24 protein-coding genes are annotated in these 24,095 nt (G+C 41.7%); 12 read left to right on the top strand and 12 right to left on the bottom strand.

All coding sequences use genetic code 11. The features are described 5' to 3' along the window. Position 1 precedes the first annotated feature (1 nt). The 5 genes from rplW to C3F34_RS08665 form a co-directional block, all read right to left on the bottom strand. Positions 2 to 322 carry a 50S ribosomal protein L23 gene (rplW, locus tag C3F34_RS08685; RefSeq protein ID WP_016168600.1) on the bottom strand — a complete coding sequence of 107 codons (321 nt, stop codon included), beginning with the start codon at positions 320 to 322 and terminating at the stop codon, positions 2 to 4. Beyond that, positions 319 to 921 (bottom strand): 50S ribosomal protein L4, encoded by a 603-nt coding sequence (gene rplD / locus C3F34_RS08680; protein WP_016168601.1) that lies wholly within the window; start codon positions 919 to 921, stop codon positions 319 to 321. The genes rplW and rplD overlap by 4 nt, the downstream gene beginning before the upstream one ends. Before the next feature lie 11 nt (positions 922 to 932). After that, positions 933 to 1,571: a 50S ribosomal protein L3 gene (rplC, locus tag C3F34_RS08675; protein ID WP_016168602.1), complete on the bottom strand. Its 639-nt coding sequence runs from the start codon at positions 1,569 to 1,571 to the stop codon at positions 933 to 935. 58 nt (positions 1,572 to 1,629) lie between these two features. Continuing rightward, positions 1,630 to 1,941 carry a 30S ribosomal protein S10 gene (gene rpsJ / locus C3F34_RS08670; protein WP_000070912.1) on the bottom strand — a complete coding sequence of 104 codons (312 nt, stop codon included), beginning with the start codon at positions 1,939 to 1,941 and terminating at the stop codon, positions 1,630 to 1,632. A gap of 262 nt (positions 1,942 to 2,203) precedes the next feature. After that, positions 2,204 to 2,938, bottom strand: coding sequence for a type 1 glutamine amidotransferase (locus C3F34_RS08665; RefSeq protein ID WP_016168603.1), 735 nt, complete (start codon positions 2,936 to 2,938; stop codon positions 2,204 to 2,206). A 146-nt stretch (positions 2,939 to 3,084) separates the two neighbouring features. Between C3F34_RS08665 and C3F34_RS08660 the strand changes: the two genes are divergently transcribed. From C3F34_RS08660 to C3F34_RS08630, 7 genes are all read left to right on the top strand, one after another. Continuing rightward, the gene (locus C3F34_RS08660) at positions 3,085 to 4,284 is read left to right on the top strand and encodes a PLP-dependent transferase (RefSeq protein ID WP_104441422.1); all 1,200 of its coding nucleotides are present in this window, start codon (positions 3,085 to 3,087) and stop codon (positions 4,282 to 4,284) included. 19 nt (positions 4,285 to 4,303) lie between these two features. Beyond that, on the top strand, positions 4,304 to 5,887 hold the full coding sequence (locus C3F34_RS08655) for a helicase HerA-like domain-containing protein (protein ID WP_104441421.1): 1,584 nt from the start codon (positions 4,304 to 4,306) through the stop codon (positions 5,885 to 5,887). Between the two features lie 204 nt (positions 5,888 to 6,091). Continuing rightward, positions 6,092 to 7,300 carry an NO-inducible flavohemoprotein gene (gene hmpA / locus C3F34_RS08650; protein WP_104441420.1) on the top strand — a complete coding sequence of 403 codons (1,209 nt, stop codon included), beginning with the start codon at positions 6,092 to 6,094 and terminating at the stop codon, positions 7,298 to 7,300. An 84-nt stretch (positions 7,301 to 7,384) separates the two neighbouring features. After that, entirely contained in the window at positions 7,385 to 7,831 is a 447-nt protein-coding gene (locus tag C3F34_RS08645) for an RrF2 family transcriptional regulator (protein WP_044739628.1), read from the top strand. An 87-nt stretch (positions 7,832 to 7,918) separates the two neighbouring features. Then, positions 7,919 to 8,779, top strand: coding sequence for a ribosome biogenesis GTP-binding protein YihA/YsxC (gene yihA, locus C3F34_RS08640; RefSeq protein ID WP_044739629.1), 861 nt, complete (start codon positions 7,919 to 7,921; stop codon positions 8,777 to 8,779). Between the two features lie 123 nt (positions 8,780 to 8,902). Continuing rightward, the gene (locus C3F34_RS08635; RefSeq protein ID WP_104441419.1) at positions 8,903 to 9,844 is read left to right on the top strand and encodes a metal-dependent hydrolase; all 942 of its coding nucleotides are present in this window, start codon (positions 8,903 to 8,905) and stop codon (positions 9,842 to 9,844) included. A gap of 97 nt (positions 9,845 to 9,941) precedes the next feature. Further along, the gene (locus tag C3F34_RS08630) at positions 9,942 to 10,355 is read left to right on the top strand and encodes a VOC family protein (RefSeq protein ID WP_044739631.1); all 414 of its coding nucleotides are present in this window, start codon (positions 9,942 to 9,944) and stop codon (positions 10,353 to 10,355) included. Between the two features lie 2 nt (positions 10,356 to 10,357). Here the strand turns inward: C3F34_RS08630 and C3F34_RS08625 are convergent, their stop codons facing one another. After that, positions 10,358 to 11,602 carry a dicarboxylate/amino acid:cation symporter gene (locus C3F34_RS08625; RefSeq protein ID WP_104442321.1) on the bottom strand — a complete coding sequence of 415 codons (1,245 nt, stop codon included), beginning with the start codon at positions 11,600 to 11,602 and terminating at the stop codon, positions 10,358 to 10,360. A gap of 195 nt (positions 11,603 to 11,797) precedes the next feature. Next, entirely contained in the window at positions 11,798 to 12,670 is an 873-nt protein-coding gene (locus C3F34_RS08620) for an acyl-CoA thioesterase (RefSeq protein WP_044739632.1), read from the bottom strand. A 291-nt stretch (positions 12,671 to 12,961) separates the two neighbouring features. Between C3F34_RS08620 and plsB the strand changes: the two genes are divergently transcribed. Further along, positions 12,962 to 15,544: a glycerol-3-phosphate 1-O-acyltransferase PlsB gene (plsB, locus tag C3F34_RS08615; RefSeq protein ID WP_104441418.1), complete on the top strand. Its 2,583-nt coding sequence runs from the start codon at positions 12,962 to 12,964 to the stop codon at positions 15,542 to 15,544. A 90-nt stretch (positions 15,545 to 15,634) separates the two neighbouring features. Here plsB and C3F34_RS08610 read toward each other — a convergent pair whose 3' ends face one another. Beyond that, positions 15,635 to 16,864, bottom strand: a complete 1,230-nt coding sequence (locus tag C3F34_RS08610; RefSeq protein WP_104441417.1) for an alpha/beta fold hydrolase — start codon at positions 16,862 to 16,864, stop codon at positions 15,635 to 15,637. Positions 16,865 to 16,964: 100 nt separating this feature from the next. Between C3F34_RS08610 and C3F34_RS08605 the strand changes: the two genes are divergently transcribed. Beyond that, positions 16,965 to 17,813: a LysR family transcriptional regulator gene (locus tag C3F34_RS08605; RefSeq protein WP_044739635.1), complete on the top strand. Its 849-nt coding sequence runs from the start codon at positions 16,965 to 16,967 to the stop codon at positions 17,811 to 17,813. 135 nt (positions 17,814 to 17,948) lie between these two features. On the opposite strand, the gene C3F34_RS08600 is transcribed toward C3F34_RS08605, so the two are convergent. Together C3F34_RS08600 and C3F34_RS08595 are read right to left on the bottom strand one after the other, a co-directional pair. Beyond that, on the bottom strand, positions 17,949 to 18,176 hold the full coding sequence (locus C3F34_RS08600) for a DUF6500 family protein (RefSeq protein ID WP_044739636.1): 228 nt from the start codon (positions 18,174 to 18,176) through the stop codon (positions 17,949 to 17,951). Positions 18,177 to 18,371: 195 nt separating this feature from the next. Beyond that, positions 18,372 to 19,175 carry an NAD(P)H-binding protein gene (locus C3F34_RS08595; RefSeq protein WP_104441416.1) on the bottom strand — a complete coding sequence of 268 codons (804 nt, stop codon included), beginning with the start codon at positions 19,173 to 19,175 and terminating at the stop codon, positions 18,372 to 18,374. 33 nt (positions 19,176 to 19,208) lie between these two features. Here C3F34_RS08595 and recG point away from each other — a divergent pair, with 33 nt between their 5' ends. Beyond that, positions 19,209 to 21,254 (top strand): ATP-dependent DNA helicase RecG, encoded by a 2,046-nt coding sequence (gene recG, locus C3F34_RS08590; protein WP_104441415.1) that lies wholly within the window; start codon positions 19,209 to 19,211, stop codon positions 21,252 to 21,254. Then, entirely contained in the window at positions 21,247 to 21,879 is a 633-nt protein-coding gene (locus C3F34_RS08585; protein WP_213064800.1) for a ComF family protein, read from the top strand. Before recG ends, C3F34_RS08585 begins: the two co-directional genes overlap by 8 nt. 34 nt (positions 21,880 to 21,913) lie before the next feature. Here C3F34_RS08585 and C3F34_RS08580 read toward each other — a convergent pair whose 3' ends face one another. Then, positions 21,914 to 22,315 (bottom strand): NUDIX hydrolase, encoded by a 402-nt coding sequence (locus C3F34_RS08580; RefSeq protein ID WP_104441413.1) that lies wholly within the window; start codon positions 22,313 to 22,315, stop codon positions 21,914 to 21,916. Beyond that, positions 22,315 to 22,914: a TIGR00730 family Rossman fold protein gene (locus C3F34_RS08575; RefSeq protein WP_104441412.1), complete on the bottom strand. Its 600-nt coding sequence runs from the start codon at positions 22,912 to 22,914 to the stop codon at positions 22,315 to 22,317. The genes C3F34_RS08580 and C3F34_RS08575 overlap by 1 nt, the downstream gene beginning before the upstream one ends. Positions 22,915 to 23,069: 155 nt before the next feature. On the opposite strand from C3F34_RS08575, the gene C3F34_RS08570 reads away from it, so the two are divergent. Next, on the top strand, positions 23,070 to 24,083 hold the full coding sequence (locus C3F34_RS08570; RefSeq protein ID WP_016168624.1) for a magnesium and cobalt transport protein CorA: 1,014 nt from the start codon (positions 23,070 to 23,072) through the stop codon (positions 24,081 to 24,083). Positions 24,084 to 24,095: the final 12 nt, after the last annotated feature.

Here is a 24,095-nt window from a genome sequence, read left to right as displayed (position 1 = left end):
CTTATTCCGCTGCGCTTTCAGCGGTATCGCCCAAGTCAGCCATTTCTACATCTTGGCCAGCTTTCAGGGTGACGTATGCTTTTTTAACATCAGAACGACGTCCTAATGTTTTACCAAAGCGCTTAGACTTACCTTTAGTGATCGTTGTGTTAACTTTAACAACTTGAACACCAAAGAGTTGTTCAACTGCTTTTTTGATTTCAAGTTTGTTTGCATCAAGTGCAACCTTGAAAACTTGAACACCAGCAGTCTCACCTAAAACTTGTGCTTTTTCTGAGAATACAGGTCCTTTTAGGACTTGATAGATACGTTCGTTGTTCATCCGAGTTCTACCTCAATTTTCTTAGCAGCAGCAACAGACATAACAACTTTATCGAACGCGATCAAGCTAACAGGATCGATTGCAGTAGCATCAACCACATCAACGTGTGGAATGTTGCGCGCTGCTAGATATAGATTCTCATCTACAGCATCAGTAACGATCAATGCGCGAGTAGCATTCAAGTCGTTAAGTTTCGCAAGCAATTCTTTAGTTTTAGGAGCTGCAACAGCAATCTCTTCAACTAGTACAAGACGATCTTGGCGAACAAGTTCAGCTAAGATACATTGCATTGCACCGCGGTACATTTTGCGGTTTACTTTTTGAGACCAATCTTGTGGACGAGCAGCAAAAGTTTTACCACCACCAACCCAGATTGGGCTACGAATAGAACCAGCACGCGCGCGGCCAGTACCTTTTTGACGGAATGGCTTTTTACCACCGCCAGATACGTCAGCACGTGATTTCTGAGCTTTCGAACCTTGACGACCACCAGCTAAGTAAGCTGTAACAACTTGGTGTACAAGAGCCTCGTTAAATTCACGACCGAAAGCAACTTCAGATAATTCAACAGCAGAGCCGGAAACAGTTTTTAAATTCACGTTATTTCCCCTCAGGCCTTGATCGTAGGACGAACGGTAACGTCGCCACCAGTAGCACCAGGAACCGCGCCTTTAACAACTAGAACTGAACGTTCTGTGTCGATAGCAACGATCTCAAGACCCTGAGTAGTTACGCGTTCAGCACCTAAATGGCCAGCCATTTTTTTGCCTTTGAATACGCGACCAGGAGTCTGGTTTTGACCAGTAGAACCTAAAACACGGTGAGAAACTGAGTTACCGTGAGTAGCATCTTGGGTACGGAAGTTCCAACGCTTAACACCACCTTGGAAACCTTTACCTTTAGACGTACCAGTAACGTCAACGATTTGACCAACTGTGAACAAGTCAACAGTTAGAACACCACCAACTTCACGACCTTCAAGATCAGCTTCTGTAGCGCGGAATTCTTGAACTAGACGACCAGCAGCAACACCCGCTTTAGCGAAGTGACCTTTCTGAGCGTTAGTTACGCGAGATTCGCGACGTTCACCAGTAGTGATTTGAATCGCTTGATAACCATCAGTTTCAAGCGTTTTGATTTGTGTGATGCGGTTAGGATCAACCTCAATCACTGTTACAGGCACAGAAACACCAGCATCTGTAAAGATACGGGTCATACCGCACTTGCGACCGACTAAACCAATAGCCATGTGCATAACCTCTAAAAAAGCGGCCTAATTAACTAAAAACGTTAATTAACCGAAAGCCTTAACCCAAAGCGATCTGAACATCAACACCAGCAGCAAGATCTAACTTCATCAATGCATCAACAGTTTTATCTGTAGGTTGAACGATGTCGATCAAACGCTTGTAAGTGCGGATCTCGTATTGGTCACGAGCATCTTTGTTTACGTGCGGTGATGTTAAAACGTTAAAACGTTCGATGCGTGTTGGCATCGGGATTGGACCACAAACTTGTGCGCCAGTACGTTTTGCTGTTTCTACGATCTCTTGAGCAGATTGATCAATTAAACGGTGATCAAAAGACTTAAGACGGATACGAATTCTCTGGTTAGACATACCAGTTAACTCCAAGCCAAATATATAAAGAATCACCCTTGACGCATCTCACCTATTGGTAAGTGTCAAAGGCAGTGAAAATCACTAAGGTCATGATCGATGCCATGACTGTCACGATGCTAACTACTTTCTTCGCAGTTAACCCCCTTCCTTTGAAGGGTGAGTCATTATATCGATTGTTTAACGCTTAAGCAAATCCATTTTGTCTTTTTTGGTCTTTTTTTCAAATTTTGATGATTTTCATTTGTTTACTATTTAATCATCATGCTGTTTTTTGCAAGACATATTCAATGGCTTGATTGAGCAATTGATTTCCTTGCAAAAAGTGTGCTTTTGAAGAGTGTTTTAATTCACTCTCAGTTTGCACGAAAGCCCCAGAAAAATGAGCCAGCTCTTCATCATTTTCCAAAAACAAACTTAGGGTTTCAGGCGTGATTTCGGGATGAAACTGAAAGCCAAGAACATTCTTTCCAATCTGATACATTTGATTACGACACACATCATTTTCCGCCAAATGAATGGCGCCTTTGGGAATTTCAAAAGTCTCACTGTGCCACTGCATAACATTAAAATACTCAGGTAACTCAAAGCAATCTTGTGGTACATGTTTTACTTTTCGGACCGTAGTCCACCCCAACTCTTGCATACTATTTTTGCTGACTGCAGCGCCCAGAGCATTCGCGATCAATTGACCACCCAAGCATAGTCCAATAGCTGGCTTACCCAATGCCAAATAACGTCTTAACCAGCGTTTTTCGATTTTTAACCATGGATAATTAACCTCATCATTTACACTCATGGTTCCCCCCATGATGATGAGAAGATCTACATCTTCAATTTGTGGTAAGGCCTCAATCTCTAGAGGTAAATCCACAGGCAAGGCAAAGAATTCTGTGGCCGTAATTTGTGCCTGATGTGCTTTTAAAAACTCATAACAACTACCGAACCCTTCACCAGCAATATGCTGAAAATAATGTACTTTTAAATGCGACTTCATGCGCTGTAACCTATTGTTGTAGCTTTGCTTAGATTTAGCAAAATTGAAGCCAACTTTTGATTTGGTTGCTTGTTTTTACAGTTCTTCCCAATTCGGTAGCGAAAATTAACTTATTCTCTTAATCTAGATGACATCTTACGCTTTAGATGAGTCACATCTTGAACAAGAAATTTCAAACTGCGCTAATTCATGCACCAAGAAAAGCACCTCAGTATATTTCCAGCGTTCAACCTCCCCTGTTTCGTGCATCTACCATTATTTTTGAAAATACTGATGCACTATTTAATCGCCACTGGACTGACCCGTATGACTACAGTTATGGCACACATGGTACACCCACCACGTTTACCTTAGCCGATCAGATCGCTCAAATCGAGGGTGGCGAATACTGCTTATTGGCACCTAGTGGACTATCCGCAATTAATTTGGTCAATTCTGCATTACTGGCACAAGGAGATGAAGTCTGGGTACCCGATAATGTCTATGGTCCAAATATGGAGCATCTGAGTAATTTGGAAAAACGCTATGGGATTCTGGTTCGAGTTTATAATCCTATAGATGTAACCAGTTTCACCCCCTCTGAACATGCCAAACTCCTTTGGCTCGAAGCTGCGGGATCAGTCACCTTAGAATTTCCTGATTTGGTTGGCTTAGTTCAAAAAGCACAAGCTCAACAGATTTTGACCGTACTGGATAATACTTGGGGTGCAGGTTTAGCATTTAATCCTTTCGATTTTTCTGATGAACATTTGGCTGTAGATATTAGTGTGCATGCCTTAACCAAGTATCCAAGTGGTGGTGGTGATATTTTAATGGGCTCAGTCGTGACGCGTGATCTGCAATTGCATCACAAATTGTTCCGTATGCATGCCATACAAGGGATCGCGGTGTCTGGCGATGATACTGCTCAAATTCAGCGCAGTTTGGCACACATGTCCATCCGTTATGATCAACAAGCTCAATCCGCCTTGAAGTTGCTCGCATGGTTAAAACAGCAACCACAATTTAGTCAGGTGTTACATCCTAGTGATCCAGATGCCGCAGGACATACTCACTGGAAACAAGTCTGCACAACAGGAAAAAGTGCAGGCTTGGTGAGTGTCATTTTCAAACCCGAATATGACTTAAAAGCAGTGCGTAAATTTTGTGATCATCTTAATTTATTTAAACTCGGATTTAGCTGGGGTGGTCCAATCAGCTTGGTCATGCTGTATGAACTCAACCACATGCGTTCACTGAAAAATACACATTTACAACAAGGTTTATTGGTCCGTTTTTGTATAGGACTAGAAGATGCTGACGATTTAGTCCAAGATATTCAAAATGCATTAAAACAGCTCGAATAAATTCTAAAATAGGTGAAAAATGAGTACACCAATCGTTATTGCAAAAAAAACTACTGATACCACACAAGCTATTGTTTTACATTCTCAATTTGCCAATCGACACGGCTTGATTGCAGGTGCAACAGGTACGGGTAAAACCGTGACCTTAAAAGTCTTGGCAGAAAGTTTTTCACGCATTGGTGTGCCCGTTTTCCTTGCCGATGCCAAGGGAGATGTTTCGAGTCTAGCCCAAGCAGGCAGTAGCAATCCAAAATTTGATGAGCGTATTAAAAGCCTCGGAATTGATTCTATTCCCTTTGCCGCCTCGCCTGTAGTGTTCTGGGATTTATTTGGCGAACAAGGACATCCAATTCGCAGCACAATTTCCGAAATTGGGCCTCTTTTATTGGCGCAAATGCTGAATTTAAACGACACTCAAGAAGGAGTTTTATCAGCAGTTTTTCGGATTGCCGATGATCAGGGTTTATTGTTGATTGACTTTAAAGATCTAAAAGCCATGCTCGGTTATGTCAGCGAACATGCCGCAGAATTCAAAGCTGAATATGGCAATCTCTCCCCTGCCAGCTTAGGTGCCATTCAACGTAACTTACTAGCTCTTGCCGATCAGGGTGGAGATCAGTTTTTTGGTGAACCTAGTTTAAATATTCTTGATTTTATTCAAACCGATGCTGATGGCCGAGGTTACATCAACCTGCTCGCAGCGGATAAATTGATGAACACCCCTAAACTGTATGCCACCTTTCTACTCTGGATGCTCTCTGAATTATTCGAGCAATTGCCTGAAGTCGGTGATATGGACAAACCGAAACTGGTGTTTTTCTTCGATGAGGCCCATTTATTATTTGATAATGCCAGTACCGCGCTGCAAGAAAAAATCGAGCAAGTGGTGCGCTTAATTCGCTCCAAAGGTGTCGGAATTTATTTTATCACTCAAAATCCGCTGGATTTACCTGAAACCGTACTTGGGCAATTAGGAAATCGGGTACAACATGCTTTACGCGCATTCACACCTAAAGATCAAAAAGCGGTTAAAACTGCTGCTGCAACATTCCGTGCCAATCCTGAATTTAATGTTGAACAAGCTATTACCGAATTGGGCGTAGGCGAAGCCTTAATTAGCTGTCTAGATGAACAGGGTATACCACAAGTTGTCGAGCGTGCATGGGTGATGCCTCCCTACTCATCTTTCAACCCCATCAGCCCAGAACAACGTCAAGTGTTAATTTCACAGAGTATTGTTGCTGGTGTTTATGAACAGAGCGTAGACCGAGATAGTGCTTACGAACGTTTACAGCAAAAAGTTGTTGAACGCCAACAGCAAGCTATACAAGTTGAACAAGAGAAACAACTTGCCAAAGAACAAGAAAACCTTGCGAAACAACAGGCCAAAGAAGCTGAAGCACTGGCTAAACAGCAAGCACGTGAGGAAGAACGGATTGCAAGAGAACAACAAAAAGAAGTAGAGCGTGCTGCCAAACAGCGAGAAAAGTTAATTCAAGACACGGTCGGAACTTTTGCCAAAAGTGCCGCACGCAGTTTAGGTGGCTCGACTGGACAAAAAATTGTGCGTGGTTTATTGGGCTCTTTGTTTGGTGGGAAATAGCTTTCCCATCACCTTAGAGCGCATTCAACAGATAAAAAAATCAGGAAAATCATATCATTTCTATTATTTTATTTTCAGCATAAACCCATAAAATTTTTATTCCATAAAATAAATATGGTTTTATGTTAAAAATAGATTGCAATTAAAATATTAAATATGTATTTTAAATACATCTTATAAATAACAGCCAAGTGAGATCACCTCATGACTCCACAGCAAATTGAACTTGTCAAAGCCACCGTTCCTGTACTTCGTGAAAATGGCGTTGCATTAACCGGCTATTTTTATAACCGTATGCTAGGTAATAACCCTGAATTGAAAGAAACTTTTAATATGGGACACCAACGTAGTGGCGCACAGGCACAAGCACTTGCAGGTGCTGTTTTGGCTTATGCAGAAAATATTGAAGACCCATCTGTTCTTCTGCCTGTGGTTGAATTAATCGCACACAAACATGTCAGCCTGAATATTCAAGCCCCTGACTATAATATTGTGGGTGAAAACCTTCTGCACTCAATCAGTGAAGTCCTTAATATCTCAATGGAAGACCCATTAATTGATGCGTGGGCAACGGCTTATGGTCAGTTAGCTGATTTGTTTATTCGCACTGAAAAAGCAATTTATGATCTGCACCAACAAACAAAAGGCAGTTGGTTAGGCTGGCGTAATTTCAAAATTGCCAAAAAAGTGGTTGAAAGTGATGAAATCACTTCTTTCTATCTCGCTCCTGTCGATGGTGGTGAATTACCAACCTATCAAGCAGGTCAATATATTTCAGTTCGCGTCTTTGTCGAAGAGTTAGGCTTAAAACAACCTCGCCAATACACGTTATCGACTAGCCCACAAGCTGACTATTTACGTATTTCGGTAAAACGTGAAGATGAAAAAGGTGATTTAGCGGGCGGATGGGTTTCTAATACGCTTCACGGCTTAGACGAAGGTGCTGAAATTGAAGTTTCTGCACCAACAGGTAACTTCTACCTAATTGATAGCAGCAAACGTAATGTCTTTATCAGTGGTGGTGTTGGATTAACCCCAATGATTGCCATGCTTAATCAATTGGTTACACTGGATATGCCACAACCTGTGAGTTTTATTCATGCTTGTCGTAGCAGCGAAGTACATGCCATGAAACAACATATTCATGCACAGAAATCGAAGTTCCCTCGCCTCAGTACATTTACAGCTTATGAGTTTCCACATGCAACTGATGTCTTAGGTGAAGATTATGATGTCGCTGGACGCCTAGACCTCGGCACAATGGATGCAGCTCTTCTACCTGTCAATGCAGATTACTATCTTTGTGGTCCAATGCCATTTATGGCTGAACAGCATAAAGCACTGGTTGCTCGTGGCATTAAACCTGAACAAATTCATAGTGAAGCATTTGGTACAGGCGGGGTTCGTATTTAAACCCACCCTCGCATACATACCTTATAAGGCTAGTCTATGATAGACTAGCCTTATCTTTTCATCTCAAAAAAGATGAGCACAATCATGCAGCTAAATAAATTTACCGATTATGCCCTGCGCATTTTAATGTATATTTCGCGACCAAGAGAAAGTGCATATACCATTGCTGAAATTGCGACTGACCTGCAAGTGTCTCAAAACCACTTGGTCAAAGTCGTCCACTTTATGGGCAAACAAAACTGGTTGATTACCACACGTGGTAAAGGTGGTGGTATTCGATTACACCCAGATGCTGTACATCTAAAAGTCGGTGAGGCAGTTAGAACTTTACAAGGTGAAAACCAGATTGTTGAATGCAACAATCCCCCTTGCGTACTTAGAAGCCAGTGCGGTCTAAAAGGTATCTTAGATCAGGCACTCGAACAGTTTTATCAATATTTAAATCAATACACTTTAGGCGAAGTGCTTGCTCGTTCGAACATTAACAATACTAAAACCATTAAAAATGGTATTGAGCTACTTAACCTATAACATTTTCAAGCGCTAAGAGGAAAATTCGCGTGCGTGGGCGACTTCCTTTATACTAGGCACTTGAAAACCAGTGAATGAAGTTGAGTTATGCACCACAGCAGAGGAAAATCAAAAAACAGTAAAACCGCGCAGGCGCCTAAGCAAAAGATCAGCTATGAAAAAAAGCTTGATCCTGCGATTACTGAATATGCTGTACGTGCACTCAACTGGCTGCGTAAAGCCGCTTTTTTAATGAGTGCACCCAAGCTCAGTATCTGTGTAGAAGATACTGGTTATGAAATTGCTTTTGCTGGACGCTCCAATGCGGGTAAATCTAGTGCAATTAATGCATTAACCAATCAAAAGCAATTGGCACGCGCCTCAAAAAAACCTGGTCGCACCCAAATGATAAACTTCTTTAGTCTAGGCAATCCCAATCAACGTCTGGTCGATTTACCAGGCTATGGATACGCGGCCGTGCCTGAAGCCATGAAAATCGTGTGGCAGAAAGAGCTTGAAAATTATCTGATTCATCGCAAAAGTTTACAGGGCTTAGTATTGTTGATGGATATCCGCCATCCCCTACAACATTTCGATGTGATGATGTTGGAATGGGCATACTCACGTAAACTATTTGTCCATGTGTTGTTGACCAAATCCGATAAGATGAACCGTGGCCCTGCCAACAAAGTACTCTTAGATGTCAAACAACAATTGAAGAAAATGAAACTCGATTTCTCAATTCAATTGTTCTCCTCACTCAACAAACAAGGTTTAGAAGAACTTGCCAGTGTGATGGGCGGGCGTCTGAATTTCACCCTTGAACAAGCTGCCGAGTTTGACCTCGCGCTCATACCTGAAGCAGAAGCCGATACACTCGAAGATACTTTGGACGATGATGAGAGCGAGGCTTTTGAAGTAGAAGAACTTGAAGCCGAAACATCTGAGCAAGCACCGAAACCAGATTAAGTGCTGCCAAACCAAGATCAACTCATCATGAATTGACATTGAAATGTCCCGCATTGCTAAACACATTGCGGGACATTTTTTCATACTGTTTCGAATGCATCAAAAAATGCTTGAGACCGTAGTATGAAACTGTTACAACGCCTGAAAAAAAAAATTGGCTCTTCAATTCAATATCGTATTCAACCGCGCAAAGTGAAATTTGAATGGCACAATACACCCGTGGACTGGGTGCCAGAACAACCTTTTGTCAGCTATTTTATTAATGAAATTAATATGATTTTACCTGCTGGCGAGTTCTGGTTTTGCCGTCTGTACAATAAAGTTCTACCGCAAATTCAAGATGAAAAACTCAAACAGGATGTGCAAGCCTTTATTCGTCAAGAAGCCATGCACGCGCAGGCGCATAACTCTGCTAACAAAGAATATTTATGCGAACGCCACATCGATATTCAACGCAATCTTGATGTTATGGATTTCCTATTTGGCAAATTATTGGCGGACCAACCTTTAGGTTTGAATGTTCCTAAACCCTTACAACATCAATGGGATTTATTCCGTCTCGGTATTATCGCCACTGTTGAGCATATGACTTGCGTCTTGGGTAAATATGCACTCTACAATACTGAGTGGCAAAAACGTGGTGCAGATCCCGCCATGCTCGACTTAGTGAAATGGCATGGGGCAGAAGAAATTGAGCATCGGACTGTCGCATTTGATTTATATCGCCATTTAGGCGGAGGCTATCTGGCACGTTATTACCTCAGTGTTGTGGTCATTGCTGCAGTACTCGGCTTGTGGGTGGATGGTACGGCTCATATCATGCAACAAGACCCTCGTTTTAAATCAATCCGTCCTGCTATCTACAAACCATGGATTTGGCGTGAATGGTATGCTATTTCTCAACGTAACAATGGTTTATTACCAAATCCACTCTGGCTTATCTCGCAACAATTGGGCTATCTGATGCCATGGTACGACCCTGTACATGAAGCCAAAACTGAAGATGCGATTGCTTATCTCAATCAATCCCCTGCTGCACTTCGCGCGATGCTTAAGGTCGCATAAATCAATTACCCATATGTCGGAACACTACAAAAAGCAGGCTGAATTTGCCTGCTTTTTTGCTCATGCTGAAAGTCACTTTCCGATTGAGTACCCCCTTATGCATCCTCATCTCAGTGTATTAACACTTGCAGTTCATGACCTCCGAGCAGCGCTAGATTTTTACTGCCAAGGACTGGGCTTTAAAAGTGACGGCATTATTGGACAAGAATATGAAAATGGTGCCGTTGCCTTTATTGAACTGCAATCAGGTTTAAAACTGGCTCTTTGGCCGCAACAGAGTTTAAGTCAGGATTCTGGCTTGGCTTTAACGCCTTTCTGTCCGACTGGATTTTCGCTAGGACACAATGTCGGCTCAGCAACCGAAGTGGATGCCATTATGGCACTCGCTAAAAGAGCTGGAGCAACCATCACCAAAACTGCACAAGCCACTTTTTACGGTGGCTATGCCGGCTATTTTCAAGACCTAGATGGACATCTTTGGGAAATTGTCTGGAATCCCTGTTGGGAATAAAGCTAGCTGTTTGGTTCCGCCACAGTTTCACGAGTATGACGATCAACCACCACACTAATCATCATGTCTCCCTGTACATTGACCACGGTTCGGACCGTATCCAATAAACGGTCGATCGGCAGTAAAATCGCAATGGCTTCCGCAGGTAAACCCACCGATTGCAAAACCATAATCATCGTGACCATGCCTGCACTTGGAATACCAGGGGCACCTAATGATGCGATCATCGCAGTTAAGCAAACAATCAGTTGTTGACCTAGACTTAAATCCAAACCAATCAAATTGGCGACAAACAACGCCGCTGCAGCCTCGTACAAAGCGGTACCATCCATGTTCAACTGCGTACCCAGCGGAATCACAAAGCCTGCGGTTGCAGGACTGACTTTGAGATTTTCTTGTGCACATTTCATGGATAATGGCATGGTAGCTGAACTGGAACTGGTGGCAAATGCTGTAATCAACGCAGCTCGCGTACCTTTAAAGAAGGTTACAGGGTCCATCTTGCCAAAAATCCATAACAGTAACGGCAATACCACCGCACCATGGAAAATGGTGGTTCCTGTCACCACCACAGCAAATTCGGCTAAACGACTGAGTACAGAAAGGTCTTCTGTGGCAATCAACTTGGCTAACAGGGCAAAAATCCCCAATGGTGCAAGTTTCATGACCCAACGAATCATCAGCATCATAATTTCAAAAAATTGTGCTGCGAGCTGACGTACCGCTTTAAAACGCTCACCACCATGTACCAATGCCACACCAATAAACAGTGCAAATACCACCACAGCCAAGACATTGCCTTCTGCAAAGGCTTTAAATGGATTAATTAACGTATTCTGAATAAAATTGGTAAAGAAAGATATTGGCGTTAAGGTATCAGGCGTTTGATATTGATTCATGTCATTCTGGAATAAGGCAATATCTACGCCCTTACCCACATCGAATAAATGTGCACAGCCGATGCCTAGAATTAATGCCAATGTGGTTGTCGTGACGCAGCAGGCAACCGTGATCTTCCAGACTTTTCCAAGTTGCCCACCTGCTTGTAAATTGGACACCCCAACCACAATCGAGCTAAAAATCAGAGGAATTAATAGCATTTTAAGTAAGCCAATGAAAATGCTACTGATAATGCCCAAGCCATATAAACTGCTGGTAAAAAAACTACTCTGTGGAAAGACACTGAGTAGAAAACCAAAAGCAATCCCCAGAATGGCAGCAATCAGGATTTGGGTATTTAAGCTCATATCTGCTGTAATTTTATCTTTTAAAGTCACATCACTATGGCATATCTTGTGTGTAAAAATCGAATTTTTCTTATCCAAAAAATAAAGCCGTCTAACCCACCCCTTATGTAATTGATCACTTGCATGGAGCGTACGTATTGCAAAAATATCAAAAAAAAAGCCTCATCTACATGAGGCTTTTCTAACATTTAAATCTTATTGCGTTTCAATTTCTCTGAGCCGAATCAAGCCTTCTTGAGTCGTACTACAAACCAACTCACCATTTTGCCACATACGTCCAAAATTTAGTCCCCGCGAGTTGGCACTTACCGTTGCATCCATGTCATACAACATCCAGTCATCCACACGGAAAGGTTTATGAAAATACATAGCGTGGTCAATACTGGCACATTGCAAACTTGGTGATAACCAACTCAAACCATGTGGACGTAATGCCGTGGTCATTAAAGTAAAGTCTGAATAAAATGCAGCAATCGCTTGATGCAGTGAAACTTCATCGATTTCCGCTGCAATACGATCATGAGTCCGAATGTAGTGCGCATAAGAAGGTGCCGCTGGTTGTGGCTGATATGGATTCGCTGGGTCGATCGGACGAATCTCCACATGACGATCACGCATAAAACTAGCCCGTACGTTTTCAGGCACAAACTCCACCATCATTTTTTTCAGTTCCGCTTCCGATTTCACCTGCATCGGTGCGGGATAATCAGGCTCCTGAATCTGATAATTCAAGCCTTCTTCTGGCTGAGCAAACGATACCATTGCGGTAAAAATGGTACGTCCATGTTGAATGGCACGCACCTGACGGCTGACAAAACTTTTGCCATCTCTTAAACGATCCACTTCATAAATGATCGGAGCATTGACATCACCACCAAAGAGAAAATAAGCATGTAAAGAATGTGCAGGACGGTCTGCCGTATAAGATGCGGCACGTAAAGCCTGCCCCAAAACTTGACCACCAAAAACACGCTTACCTACCAAATTACGACTTTGACCGCGAAAAATATTCTCTTCGATTTTTTCAAGGCTAAGGAGTTCAACCAATTCTTGAGTTAAGGCATTCATAGCAGACCCGTTTTAAATTTTAGACACACCCATGTTGGTGTTCATTAGAAATAACCATAGAGCGCTTGCTCTAAAACTATATTACCTAAATGTTGACCGATCCCCTAGAGATTAATTGACCGCACTGTCACTGTAATTTTCAAATTTAATTGCTAAAAATATGCAGTTTAACGCTAGAATCTTGGCATAAGCAGTAAATTTGTCAGAAAATGACATCTAGTTTTTGATTACAATTACGCAGAATAATTTCCCCTGTGCATTTTGGGGCTTCGTACCGTATTAGGAGTGTTTATGTCCAAGCGTGGCTTTGGTCAAATGTATCGCCAGCTTTCCAGCAAGCTACTTGACCTTGTGGTAACCCCTCATATTTTGGGTGAAGTACCCAGCAACCCGACAGCTCCAACCACCAGCGAAGATCCTCATGTTGCCAACACACCGAGTAAGAAAGTGGTGTGTTACGTCTTACAAAACTATTCGCGTAGTAATGCCTTGGTGGTCGATGGTGAAACCCGTCGTTTAAAACTGCCTGCGGCATTGGATTCGCTCTTGATTGGCGAACATAAAGAAAAAGCCTCCATCTTATTTTTACAACATCATGATGAGCAGAACCTACTTAATCCGCCACCCAATACCTTTCCACCCCGTCTATTACGCCTGATCGATTTACTCGAAAAGCATCCTGAACTAGACATTGAACTGGTGCCTGTAACGGTGCTGTGGGGTCGTTCACCAGACAAGGAAGACTCTTGGTTTAAATTGTTATTTACCGATACATGGGCAACGCCAAGCCGTGTCAAACAGATGGTAAATATTGGCTTGCATGGACGTGAATCTTATCTGGAATTTCACGAAGCCCAGTCTTTACGTGACCTGATTCAGTACGCTAAAACCACCCATCCAAATTTATCGCCTGCAACGTATATTATTAGCAGCTTGAATAACTACATGGATGCGCAACGTGAAGTCGTGCTCGGTCCTGACTTATCTGACCGTCGTAACGTCATGCACAGCCTAATTAAAGCACAAGATGTGCAAGATGCAATTCGTCGTGAAAGTATCCGTAGCAAAATCAGTATGCTTGAAGCAGAACGTCGTGCGATTGGTTATTTAAATGAAATCGTCTCGGATTATTCCTCTTCAGCCGTTCGTTTTGCGGATATGGCGCTCACCCGCTTGTGGACACAGTTGTATGATGGCGTCGAAGTACATAACTTCAGTACCGTGCGTGAACTGGCAAAAGAATATGAAATTATTTATACCCCATGTCACCGTAGTCATATCGACTATCTGTTACTGTCTTATGTGATTTATAAACGTGGTTTGATGGTACCGTACATTGCGGCGGGCGATAACCTGAATATGCCATTTGTGGGGCAACTACTACGTGGTGGTGGTGCGTTCTTTATTCGCCGTACTTTCCGTGGCAATGGTTTATATACCACCGTATTTAAAGAATATTTATACAGCATTCTGTCGCGTAATACCCCTTTGGAATATTTCATTGAAGGCGGACGTTCACGTACAGGACGCCTGTTACCTGCTAAGACAGGTATGCTTGCCATGACAGTTCATAGTCACTTACGTGGACGTGCCAAACCAATTGTGTTTGTGCCAACCTATATCGGCTATGAACGCCTGATGGAAGGTTCGACCTATGTCGGTGAAATGCAAGGTAAACCAAAAGAAGCAGAATCTGTGCTTGGGATTGTGAAAACTCTACGCAAAATTGAACGCATCTTCGGTAAAGTGCACGTAAACTTTGGTGAGCCTGTATTCTTGGATGACAAACTCAAAGCCTTTGGCGCTGACCAGATTCGCATTGCAAAAAATGATGATCCAATTCCAAATGAGGTCTCTGATGCAGTGAACAGTGCGGCACATACCATTTTAGAAAACATCAACCGTGCCGTAGTGATTAACCCAGTATCGTTATTGTCTCTGATTTTACTAGCGACACCAAAACATACTCTGGACGAAGAGCTGTGCATTAAACAGTTAGATGCATATCGTAATTTGCTCACCGCACTGCCTTATGATGAACGTACCCAAGTGACGCCGCTTTCAGGCAAAGAAATTATTGCCTACGGTTTAAAACTGAAACTGATTAAGCGCGTGAAGCACGTTCTAGGCGATATCATTGCGATTGAAGACAATCAAGCGGTGTTACTCACCTACTTCCGTAACAACATTGTGCATGCCTTTGTCTTGCCATCTTTGATTGCGGCTTTGGTTGAACATAACGGCAGTATCAAGCGTCACGATTTATGTAATGTCATTCGTACGCTCTATCCATTCTTGAAAGCTGAGCTATTCCTAAAATGGGATGATGAGGGCTTAAAAGCGCAAATTGCAGCTTATGCAGATGCTTTAATTAGTGCAAAACTCATCACTGAAGATACGGAAGGACATTTAATTTCCCCTGCACCGAACAGCGAAGAACACAATCAATTGTTAGTCCTTGCAGGTCCTGTCATGCAGAGCCTAGAGCGCTATTACATGACTTTGGCACTGATTACACAGCGTGGTTCTGGCAACATCTCGACGCGTCAAGTGGAAGAGTTGAGTCACTTGGTGGGTCAGCGCCTCTCTGTACTGTATGAGTTCAATTCGCCAGAGTTCTTTGATAAAGCTTTATTCCAAGGTTTTATCCGCGTACTAACACAGCAAGGCTATATCAGCACCAATGCCGAAGGCTCGATTGTGTTTGACAGCAACTTTAGCAATATTGCTGCCAATGCCAATTTGGTACTGGATGATGTGACTTTGCAAATGTTGCAGCACATTACCACCTTTAGCGATGAAGAGTTAAAGCAGGTGTTAGATGCAGTTGCTGCTCAGCAAGCGAAACGTCGTTTGAAGCGTAAGAAGAAGTAATTTTAAAAAGCATAGGTATCTGCGATTTTAGATACCTATGCTGTATGTATAACAAGACATTTTGGTCGATTTTGGATAATCGCTATTATATTAAATGGTAGGATTTTCAAATAAATTATGCATTACATCTAATAGCGCTTGAGGAGACTCTAACGGTATAGAATGAGCAACATCAGCTAATAAAATATGTTGAGCATTTGGAATAAGCTTAGCTATCTCTTCCCCTAGTTCAGGCGGAGTAGCTTTGTCTAATTCACCAGATAGTACAATGGTTTTTGCCGTAATTTTTGAAAGGTTTTCAGTAATATCTGATCGGTCTATTACAGCAGATTTCATTGCCTTAGCTAAATTAGATGGATCATGATCCATCATTCTAGTTAATTCTTGAGTTGCTTCATTACTATGGTTTTCTAACCATTGAGGTGTTAACTTTAACTTTTGAATATCCTTAAAAATTTCCAATCTCTTCGAAGGGTTAGAAAGTAAAATTTTTTCTCGTTCAACCCAAATTGAAATACGATCATTATATTCTTTCCGAGCAGAAGAATTTACTAATACAAGATTTTCTACCATTTCTGAATGCTGAGCAGCTATTCGCATTGCAATCATAGCACCTTGGCTATGTCCAACTAATGTTGCTTTCTCAATACAATACTCTTTCATCCAAATAGCAATATCTTCAGCTATTCCATCAAGATCTAATTGGTCACGCCAGCCACTTTTAGCATGACCCGGCATATCAAATGAAATACAGCGATTTTGTGGAAGGTTTTGAGTAATATGAGTCCAGAATGTTCTATCTAAAAATAAGCCATGTAAAAAAATAATCGGGGAACCATCTCCAATATCATCCCATTCATAGGTGATTCCGTTGATCATCACTCTCCGACTATGACTAGAATCTCTATGCACTTCTGAGAGTAAAAGCGAATCCTCAAATATTTGATAATGAATAATTTTATTTTCTTTTATTGTAAATTGAATTATATAGTCGCTATCAACAGTAGTCTGGGTTTTAAGAACTAAGTGTCTAAATCGCCCAATGACTAAAACCGTATTTCCCGCGCTAATTAACTTATTCATAGAAAATTGTAGAGGTTGGAACGCTTTAGGGAAATCTTCTAACCATTTTTTTATAGCTATATGTCCTTGTATGATTCCAACAGTTTTAACTATTGGATCTCCATCTATATGCCATATGGCTTGTGGGTGGATACATTCCAATGCTTTTTGAATATCATTCTGAGAAAAGGCGGACAAATATTGACGCACAATATCTATTTCAACTGAGCTATTCTCTAGATTAATGAAAGTATTCATGGGAGACCTTAAATTTTTATGAGTTTTAATATTACGGCTTCACTTTCCATGCATAAATGGATCAAAATAATTTACTATTTTCCAAAAATGGAAAGAAAAAATGAATTGGGATGATCTCCGCTTTTTTACAGCAGTGATGCAATATCAAAATATAAGTCGTTCAGCAAAAGAATTAGGTGTAAGCCCACAAACTGTTTCTAGAAAAATTACAGTTTTTGAAGAAAAGTTAGGAACAACTCTATTTCTTAGACATCCTCGAGGATATAAGCCTACAAAAGATGCTATGAACCTTATTGAAGAGGTTAAAAATGCAGAAAAAGTATTAAATACATTACAAAGAAAATTTACCAATAAATCTCAAAATTTGAGTGGTGTAGTGCGTATTGCCGCTCCAGAATTAATAGCCACAGAAATATTGATACCATCGCTTAAACCATTCTTAGATGAGTATCCTGAAATCAATATTGAATTAATTACTGGAATTAATTCTGTTGGTATTGCAAAGGGTGAGGCCGATATTGCCTTGAGATTAGTTCGACCAGAACAAGGAGCTTTAACCATTAAAAAAGTTGGAGTGATGTCCAGTGGTTTATATAGAGCCTCGTCGATTATGGAGGATATTAAAGAATCTAAATTGATAGGGTGGGACTCAAATATCGATTTACCATCATCACGTTGGTTGAAAAAAATTACAGGAAGAGAACCTGATTTAAAATTCAATAACTTAGCAACACAAAAAGTAGCTATTCAATCAGGACTAGGAATCGGAATTCTTCCAAGTTTTATCGCAACAGGACTAGAACGTATCGAACATCCTTACTTACTAGAAGAATCACTATGGTTAGTCACACATGCATCCAATATTTCAACTCCACGAATTAGACTCGTCTACGATGAGATATCTAAAATAATTTTAAAAAACAGTCCTGAATTGAGTGGATCATTTTAAGGTTTCGTAAAATTAGCATAAATACCTTATACCAACGTGAAAATTGAGGCTATGTCTTAATTTTTATCTGTTTTAAAAAATTTAAAAATCCTAAATCTTGATCTAGGATTGTTACTTATTACAACAACCATGATATTAAATGGACGAAGACTCACTCAAAACAAGGGCTTTAATTTTTACAGCTTTTTCAAAATGATCTAATTGATGTTGCATGATCCACCAAGTTGCGGCTTCCATTAAAAGCTCAGGATCATCATTTTTATTTTTGAAAAAAGCATAGAAAGATAAACCTACACTATCTCCCTTTTTTTGAATTTTCTCATTACATCCACTGATAAATCGTTCTCTTAGCTCTTTTCTCATATTTTTAACTTTTCCTAAAATCAGCATAAAAAACTTATGCAAAATTATTTATTTAATATAAATCATAATCTTAAATTAGATCATTCTAGTGAGCAGTATACTAGAATGACTTTTACATTACTTTTCACATTCCACGACTATTTTCCAATCAATGTTCCACATCTTTCATCGAACAAAGTACAAAATATTTTTCAATCATTTTTTTAACAACACCGAATAATCCTCAAAACAGTCTGGATGTTGTAATTCAAAATCCATCTGCTGCATGTTGGAAGCATAAATTCGCTTACCAGACACCACATCACTTTCCAAAACTAAAACTGGCAGCTCCAACTGCTGCTGAAACCACTGAATAATTTCATGTAAAGGAATGGGTTGATTATTCGTGACAATATAAGAACTTTTAGGATGTTCCACGTGAATCAAATGCGCCAAAAAGCGGGCTAAATCTTCAATATGAATACGATTACTATAATGAATATTCGGATATGTCGACGTCTGCTGTGCCAACTTCACCATACGCGCAACAGAAGCTCCGTAAATGCCTGTTGGGCGAATAATAATACTTTGCTCAGGATATGCAGCCTGCCATAACAATTCCATCTGCCGTAGAATCTCGCCTTGTGCATCAATTGGCTTAGGCACACTCGCATCATCAACACGCTCCCCTACTTGTTCACCATAAACTCGGGTTGAAGACACTACGATGACTTTTTTGACAGGATGAGCTTGTAAGGCCTTCTGCATCGCAGGAATGGCATCCACAAAAGTCGCTTGATAGCCTTCAGGCGTGCTCGATGTGGGAGATAACAAGACATAGACGATATCGACAGGAGTAATTTGACTCAAATCAAGTTGATGAATATCTTGAATTAAATGTGTAGCAAAATCTTGTGGTTTGGCAGTACGGCTTATTGTGGTAATTTGGTGGCCTTGTTGAAATAATTGTTTAGCAACCCGTTGAGATGTTTTACCATAACCTATAAATAAAATATGCATTTAGCACCTAATGAGCACTTTAGTTGAGGGGACATGGCCGCAGTCCAACAATTGCAAGGGGTTGGAAGTGCCTCTGCTGCATTACTTGAAAAACTGAATATTTTCACCACGGATGATTTATTGTTTCATCTGCCGCGGGATTATGAAGATCGTAGCACGATCATCCCCATGAACCAATTGGAGGTTGGGCGTAGCTATCTGCTTGAGGGTACGGTGAAATCAGTGGACTTTCCTCCGGGAAAGCGTAAATCCATGGCCATTTTACTGGATGATGAGCTCGGTAAAGTCACGCTACGCTTTTATCACCTATATAAAGCCCTGACTGATCGCGGCAAGGTGGGCAACCGTTTACGGGTTTTTGGTGAAGTCCGTGTCGGTGCTCGTGGCTTGGAAATGTATCATCCTGAAATTCAGTTAATTAGCGAACATACGCCATTGCCACAAACCCAGCTCACGGCGATTTACCCTGCGACTGAAGGACTCACTCAAACCAAACTACGTGACTACGTTAAACATGCCCTAAAACAGCACAGTGATGATCTGCCAGAACTCCTGCCGCAGAAATTCACCAATGGCTATGCATTAAAGCAAGCCTTGTATTACATTCATGAACCGCCACTCGATGCCAATATGTTGCAGTTGAGCCAAGGCTCACATCCTGCACAGCAACGCCTGATTTTTGAGGAATTGGTGGCGCATCAAGTCAGCTTACTGACGCGCCGCGCCTACATCCAACAGATTGAAGCTCCCGCTTTTACTCACAGTAAAATCCTATCCAAACAATTACTGGCTGCGTTGCCCTTTAAAATGACCGCAGCACAGAAGCGCGTATCTAAAGAAATCTCCGATGATTTAAAGCAACACAAGCCAATGCTGCGTCTGGTACAAGGCGATGTTGGTGCAGGTAAAACACTCGTGGCAGCACTTGCTGCTTGTCATGCCTTAGAAGAAGGTTGGCAAGTTGCCCTCATGGCACCAACTGAAATTCTCGCAGAACAACATTATTTGAATTTTAAACGCTGGTTTGAACCTTTAGGCTTAACTGTGGCATGGCTATCAGGCAAGCAAAAAGGTAAAGCCCGTGCCTTGGCAGAGCAACAAATCCAACAAGGCTCGGCGCAACTGGTCATTGGTACCCATGCCTTATTCCAAGACAGTGTTGCCTTTCATAAATTGGGTTTGGTGATTATTGATGAGCAACACCGCTTTGGGGTTGATCAGCGTTTAGCACTTCGCAATAAAGGCGCACAGCAAACCACGCCACATCAACTGGTGATGACCGCAACCCCTATTCCGCGTACTCTCGCGATGTCCGCATATGGGGACTTAGATACCTCAGTGATTGATGAATTGCCACCAGGTCGAACCCCGATTCAAACGGTGACTATTCCTTTGGACCGTCGTGAAGAAGTCTTACAACGGATTGCCAGTAATTGCGCCGAAGGCAAACAAGCCTATTGGGTTTGCACATTGGTCGAACAGTCAGAAACTTTAGATGCTCAAGCCGCAGAAGCCACCTATGCCGAAATCAAACAACGTTTCCCAACACTCAATATCGGACTGGTGCATGGCAAAATGAAAGCCGATGACAAGCAAGCCGTCATGCAACAGTTTAAGGACAACGAACTACAACTGCTCATTGCGACCACGGTAATTGAAGTCGGCGTGGATGTGCCGAATGCCTCTATTATGGTCATTGAAAATGCCGAGCGTCTGGGCTTATCACAACTGCATCAGTTACGTGGTCGTGTTGGACGTGGTGCTAAGGCTAGTTTTTGTGCCCTGCTGTATAAAAATCCACTGTCACAAAATGGACAAGAACGCTTACGCATCATGCGTGAAACCAATGATGGCTTCATCATTGCAGAGAAAGATTTAGAGATTCGCGGCCCTGGGGAATTACTCGGCACTAAACAAACGGGAGATATGGGCTTTCGCGTTGCCAAATTAGAACGGGATGATCATTTGCTCAATCAGGCGCATTATGTGGCACAACAAATCCTGAAAGACTATCCAACTCAGGCAGATGCCTTACTCAAACGCTGGCTGCCTGAAGCCCCTCGCTATGCCTATGTTTAAACCTTTTTTATCTAGCGCTCAGCAATGGCTACATTCAGTACTACCATGTCAGTTTTGTGGACTTGAGCGTGGCCGCCATGCGAGTCTCTGTCAAGATTGCTGGAACCATTTACCTTGGCTCAAACAATACGTGCAACGTCAAGAAATTGAGGTTCAAGTCGCCTGTCATTATGACTATCCCATTGATCGTGTGATTCAGCAATTTAAATATGAGCAACAACTACATTTTCAAATTTTGCTGACTGGACTGCTCAAACAACTGGACTATCGTCAAATTCAAGCCATCGTTCCCATGCCAATTTCCACTCAACGTTTGGCTGAACGAGGTTATAACCAAAGTGTCATTCTGGCACAGCGTTTGAGTCAGCAGTTAAATATTCCTGTTTGGCAACCTATTCAACGGCAACATCAGCATTCACAGAAAGGCTTAAGCCGTTTAGAACGACTGGATAGCATAGAACAGCAATTTAAAATCGCCCCAACAAACGCTCTGCGTTATCGTCGCGTGTTAATGCTAGATGATGTGGTGACGACAGGCAGCTCACTTAAAGCATTGCAACAAGCTCTAAATGAACTGGGCTGCCGAAAAATTGAAGCTGCCTGTATTGCAGCAGCTCAATGTTAATTATAGAAGTACTGATTCAATCCATTTGAAAAAGCTATGCCTGTATCTTTAGATACTGACGCACCCATGGCAACACGATTTCTCGAGTCAATGGTGCCAAAGGCGTGCTCTGATCATCCAACTCAATCCACTTGAGTTCAGCAATTTCAGCTGCAATTTTTGGCGAGTTCGTTAGCTCCACTTGAAATACATGACTCACCAATAGATGATCAGGCTCATTGGCCGCAGCGGTTTCAAAACGTCCAACGTACTGAATAATTTTCGCCTGACAGCCAATTTCTTCCTCGATTTCACGCAAGATACAATGTTCAGGTGCTTCATCTGGTTCTAGCTTACCACCTACCTGCATAAAAAAACGAGTGTTGTGCTTACGCACCAATAACAACTGCTGTTGTGTATTTAACACAATACCCGCAGCGACAGTAATTTGTTTCATTAGGCGTGTTTCACCAAGTCTTGCTGCTCGGTCATGCCCCATTTCGGGGTAGGTGCAGTAAATACATCAAACTGCTGTAGAATCGCTTCAACCGAGTTTTCAGCAATTAAGGTCTCTGTGAAACGTGAATGCGTAAAGCCTTTTTCAGTCGTTAAGTTGATGAAGTTAATCAGGTCATCATAAAACCCTTCAACATTTAAAAAGGCGCACGGTTTTAAATGAATGCCCAATTGTGCCCAAGTCCACTGTTCAAAAATTTCTTCCAAAGTTCCCGCACCACCTGGCAGTGCAATAAAGGCATCGGAAAGTTCAGACATTTTGGTTTTACGTTCATGCATGTTTTTTACCACATGCAGCTCAGTCAAATCAGGATGAGCCAACTCACGATCTACCAAAGCATGTGGAATCACGCCAATCACTCGCCCACCTGCTTGTAAAGCACTATCTGCAATCACACCCATTAAACCTGAGCGCCCACCACCATAGATCAGTGTTTTACCTTGTTGTGCTAACGTTTGCCCAACATGACGTGCTGTATCTAAGAAAATGGTGTCTGTACCAACCGCTGAACCACAAAAAACCGCAATAGAATGTGTCATTATTTCACCATGTTATGATCTTGTCATACCGCGAGAGTAAAGTAGATAGAGATTTTTTCATAAATTAGCAATTCAATCAGTGTTTTTCATGAAATCCTTGTCTAAAATACACCCATCGATTTAACCCCATACTGCGTAAGGGAGAAAAGACATCTATGCTTGAAGCCTTTTACGCCACAGAGCGCGGTAGTTTAGAAGACGCCACCATTAATGGCGGTTTTGATTTACATCCAGAACTGGTCTGGGTCGACCTGATTGCACCTTCACAAGAAGAACAGCAATGGGTTTTAGATGCGTATGATCAAAATCTACCAACACTAAAATCATTGGAAGACATCTCTTCATCTGCCCGATTCTACCGTGATGATGATGGTATTTTGCATATCAGCACGTATTTTTTAACGAAAAATAAAAATTATCAGGTGGATGGTGAAGCAGATGATAATTCCAGTATTTTAGCCACAGTACAAACAGTTGCTTTTATTTTACATAAAGAGCGTTTGTTTACTCTACGTGGTGAAAAACTGGTGGCTTTCCGTGCCTTTCGCGCACGCGCACGTCGCAATGATTATGAAATTGACTATAAAGACCCGACTTGGGTACTTTTAGGTTTACTAGAAGCCAAACTAGATGAGCTTGCGGATATCTTGGAAGATATCCACAAGGACTTGGAAAAATACTCCACAGAAGTGCTGAATAACCGCCATCGTGAACAAATTCTCGACCTTGATGACATGATTACCCGTCTGGCGCAGTTAGAAGATATGCTAGGTAAGGCACAATTATGTTTAATTGACCTGCGTCGTGTGCTGACCTTTTTATCTCGTCCTCGCGCCTTAGGCAGTCATATCTATGATGCAGACATTCGAGAGTTGAGTGAAGATGTACGCTCACTGGTCGAACATGATGCCTTCTTGTTCCAGAAAGTGCGCTTCTTGCTAGATACGACATCAGGATTCATTAACACCGAGCAGAATGATACCATTCGTCGCTTCTCGATTTTACCAAGTATGTTGGCACCCCCAATGTTAGTGGCAAGTATTTACGGCATGAATACGGATGTTTTACCCTTTGCCCACGGCACCACCAGCTTTATCGCCGTTAGTATGATTATTGTTGGCTTCTTTATTGGGCCACTGATTTATTTCCGCTGGAAAAAATGGATCTGAACATTCTTTTTT

This window comes from Acinetobacter sp. ACNIH2, from assembly GCF_002934965.1.
Taxonomy (GTDB): Bacteria; Pseudomonadota; Gammaproteobacteria; order Pseudomonadales; family Moraxellaceae; genus Acinetobacter; species Acinetobacter tandoii.
The sequence above is the reverse complement of the archived record's forward strand: the minus strand, read 5'-3'. Positions and strand labels throughout refer to the sequence as shown.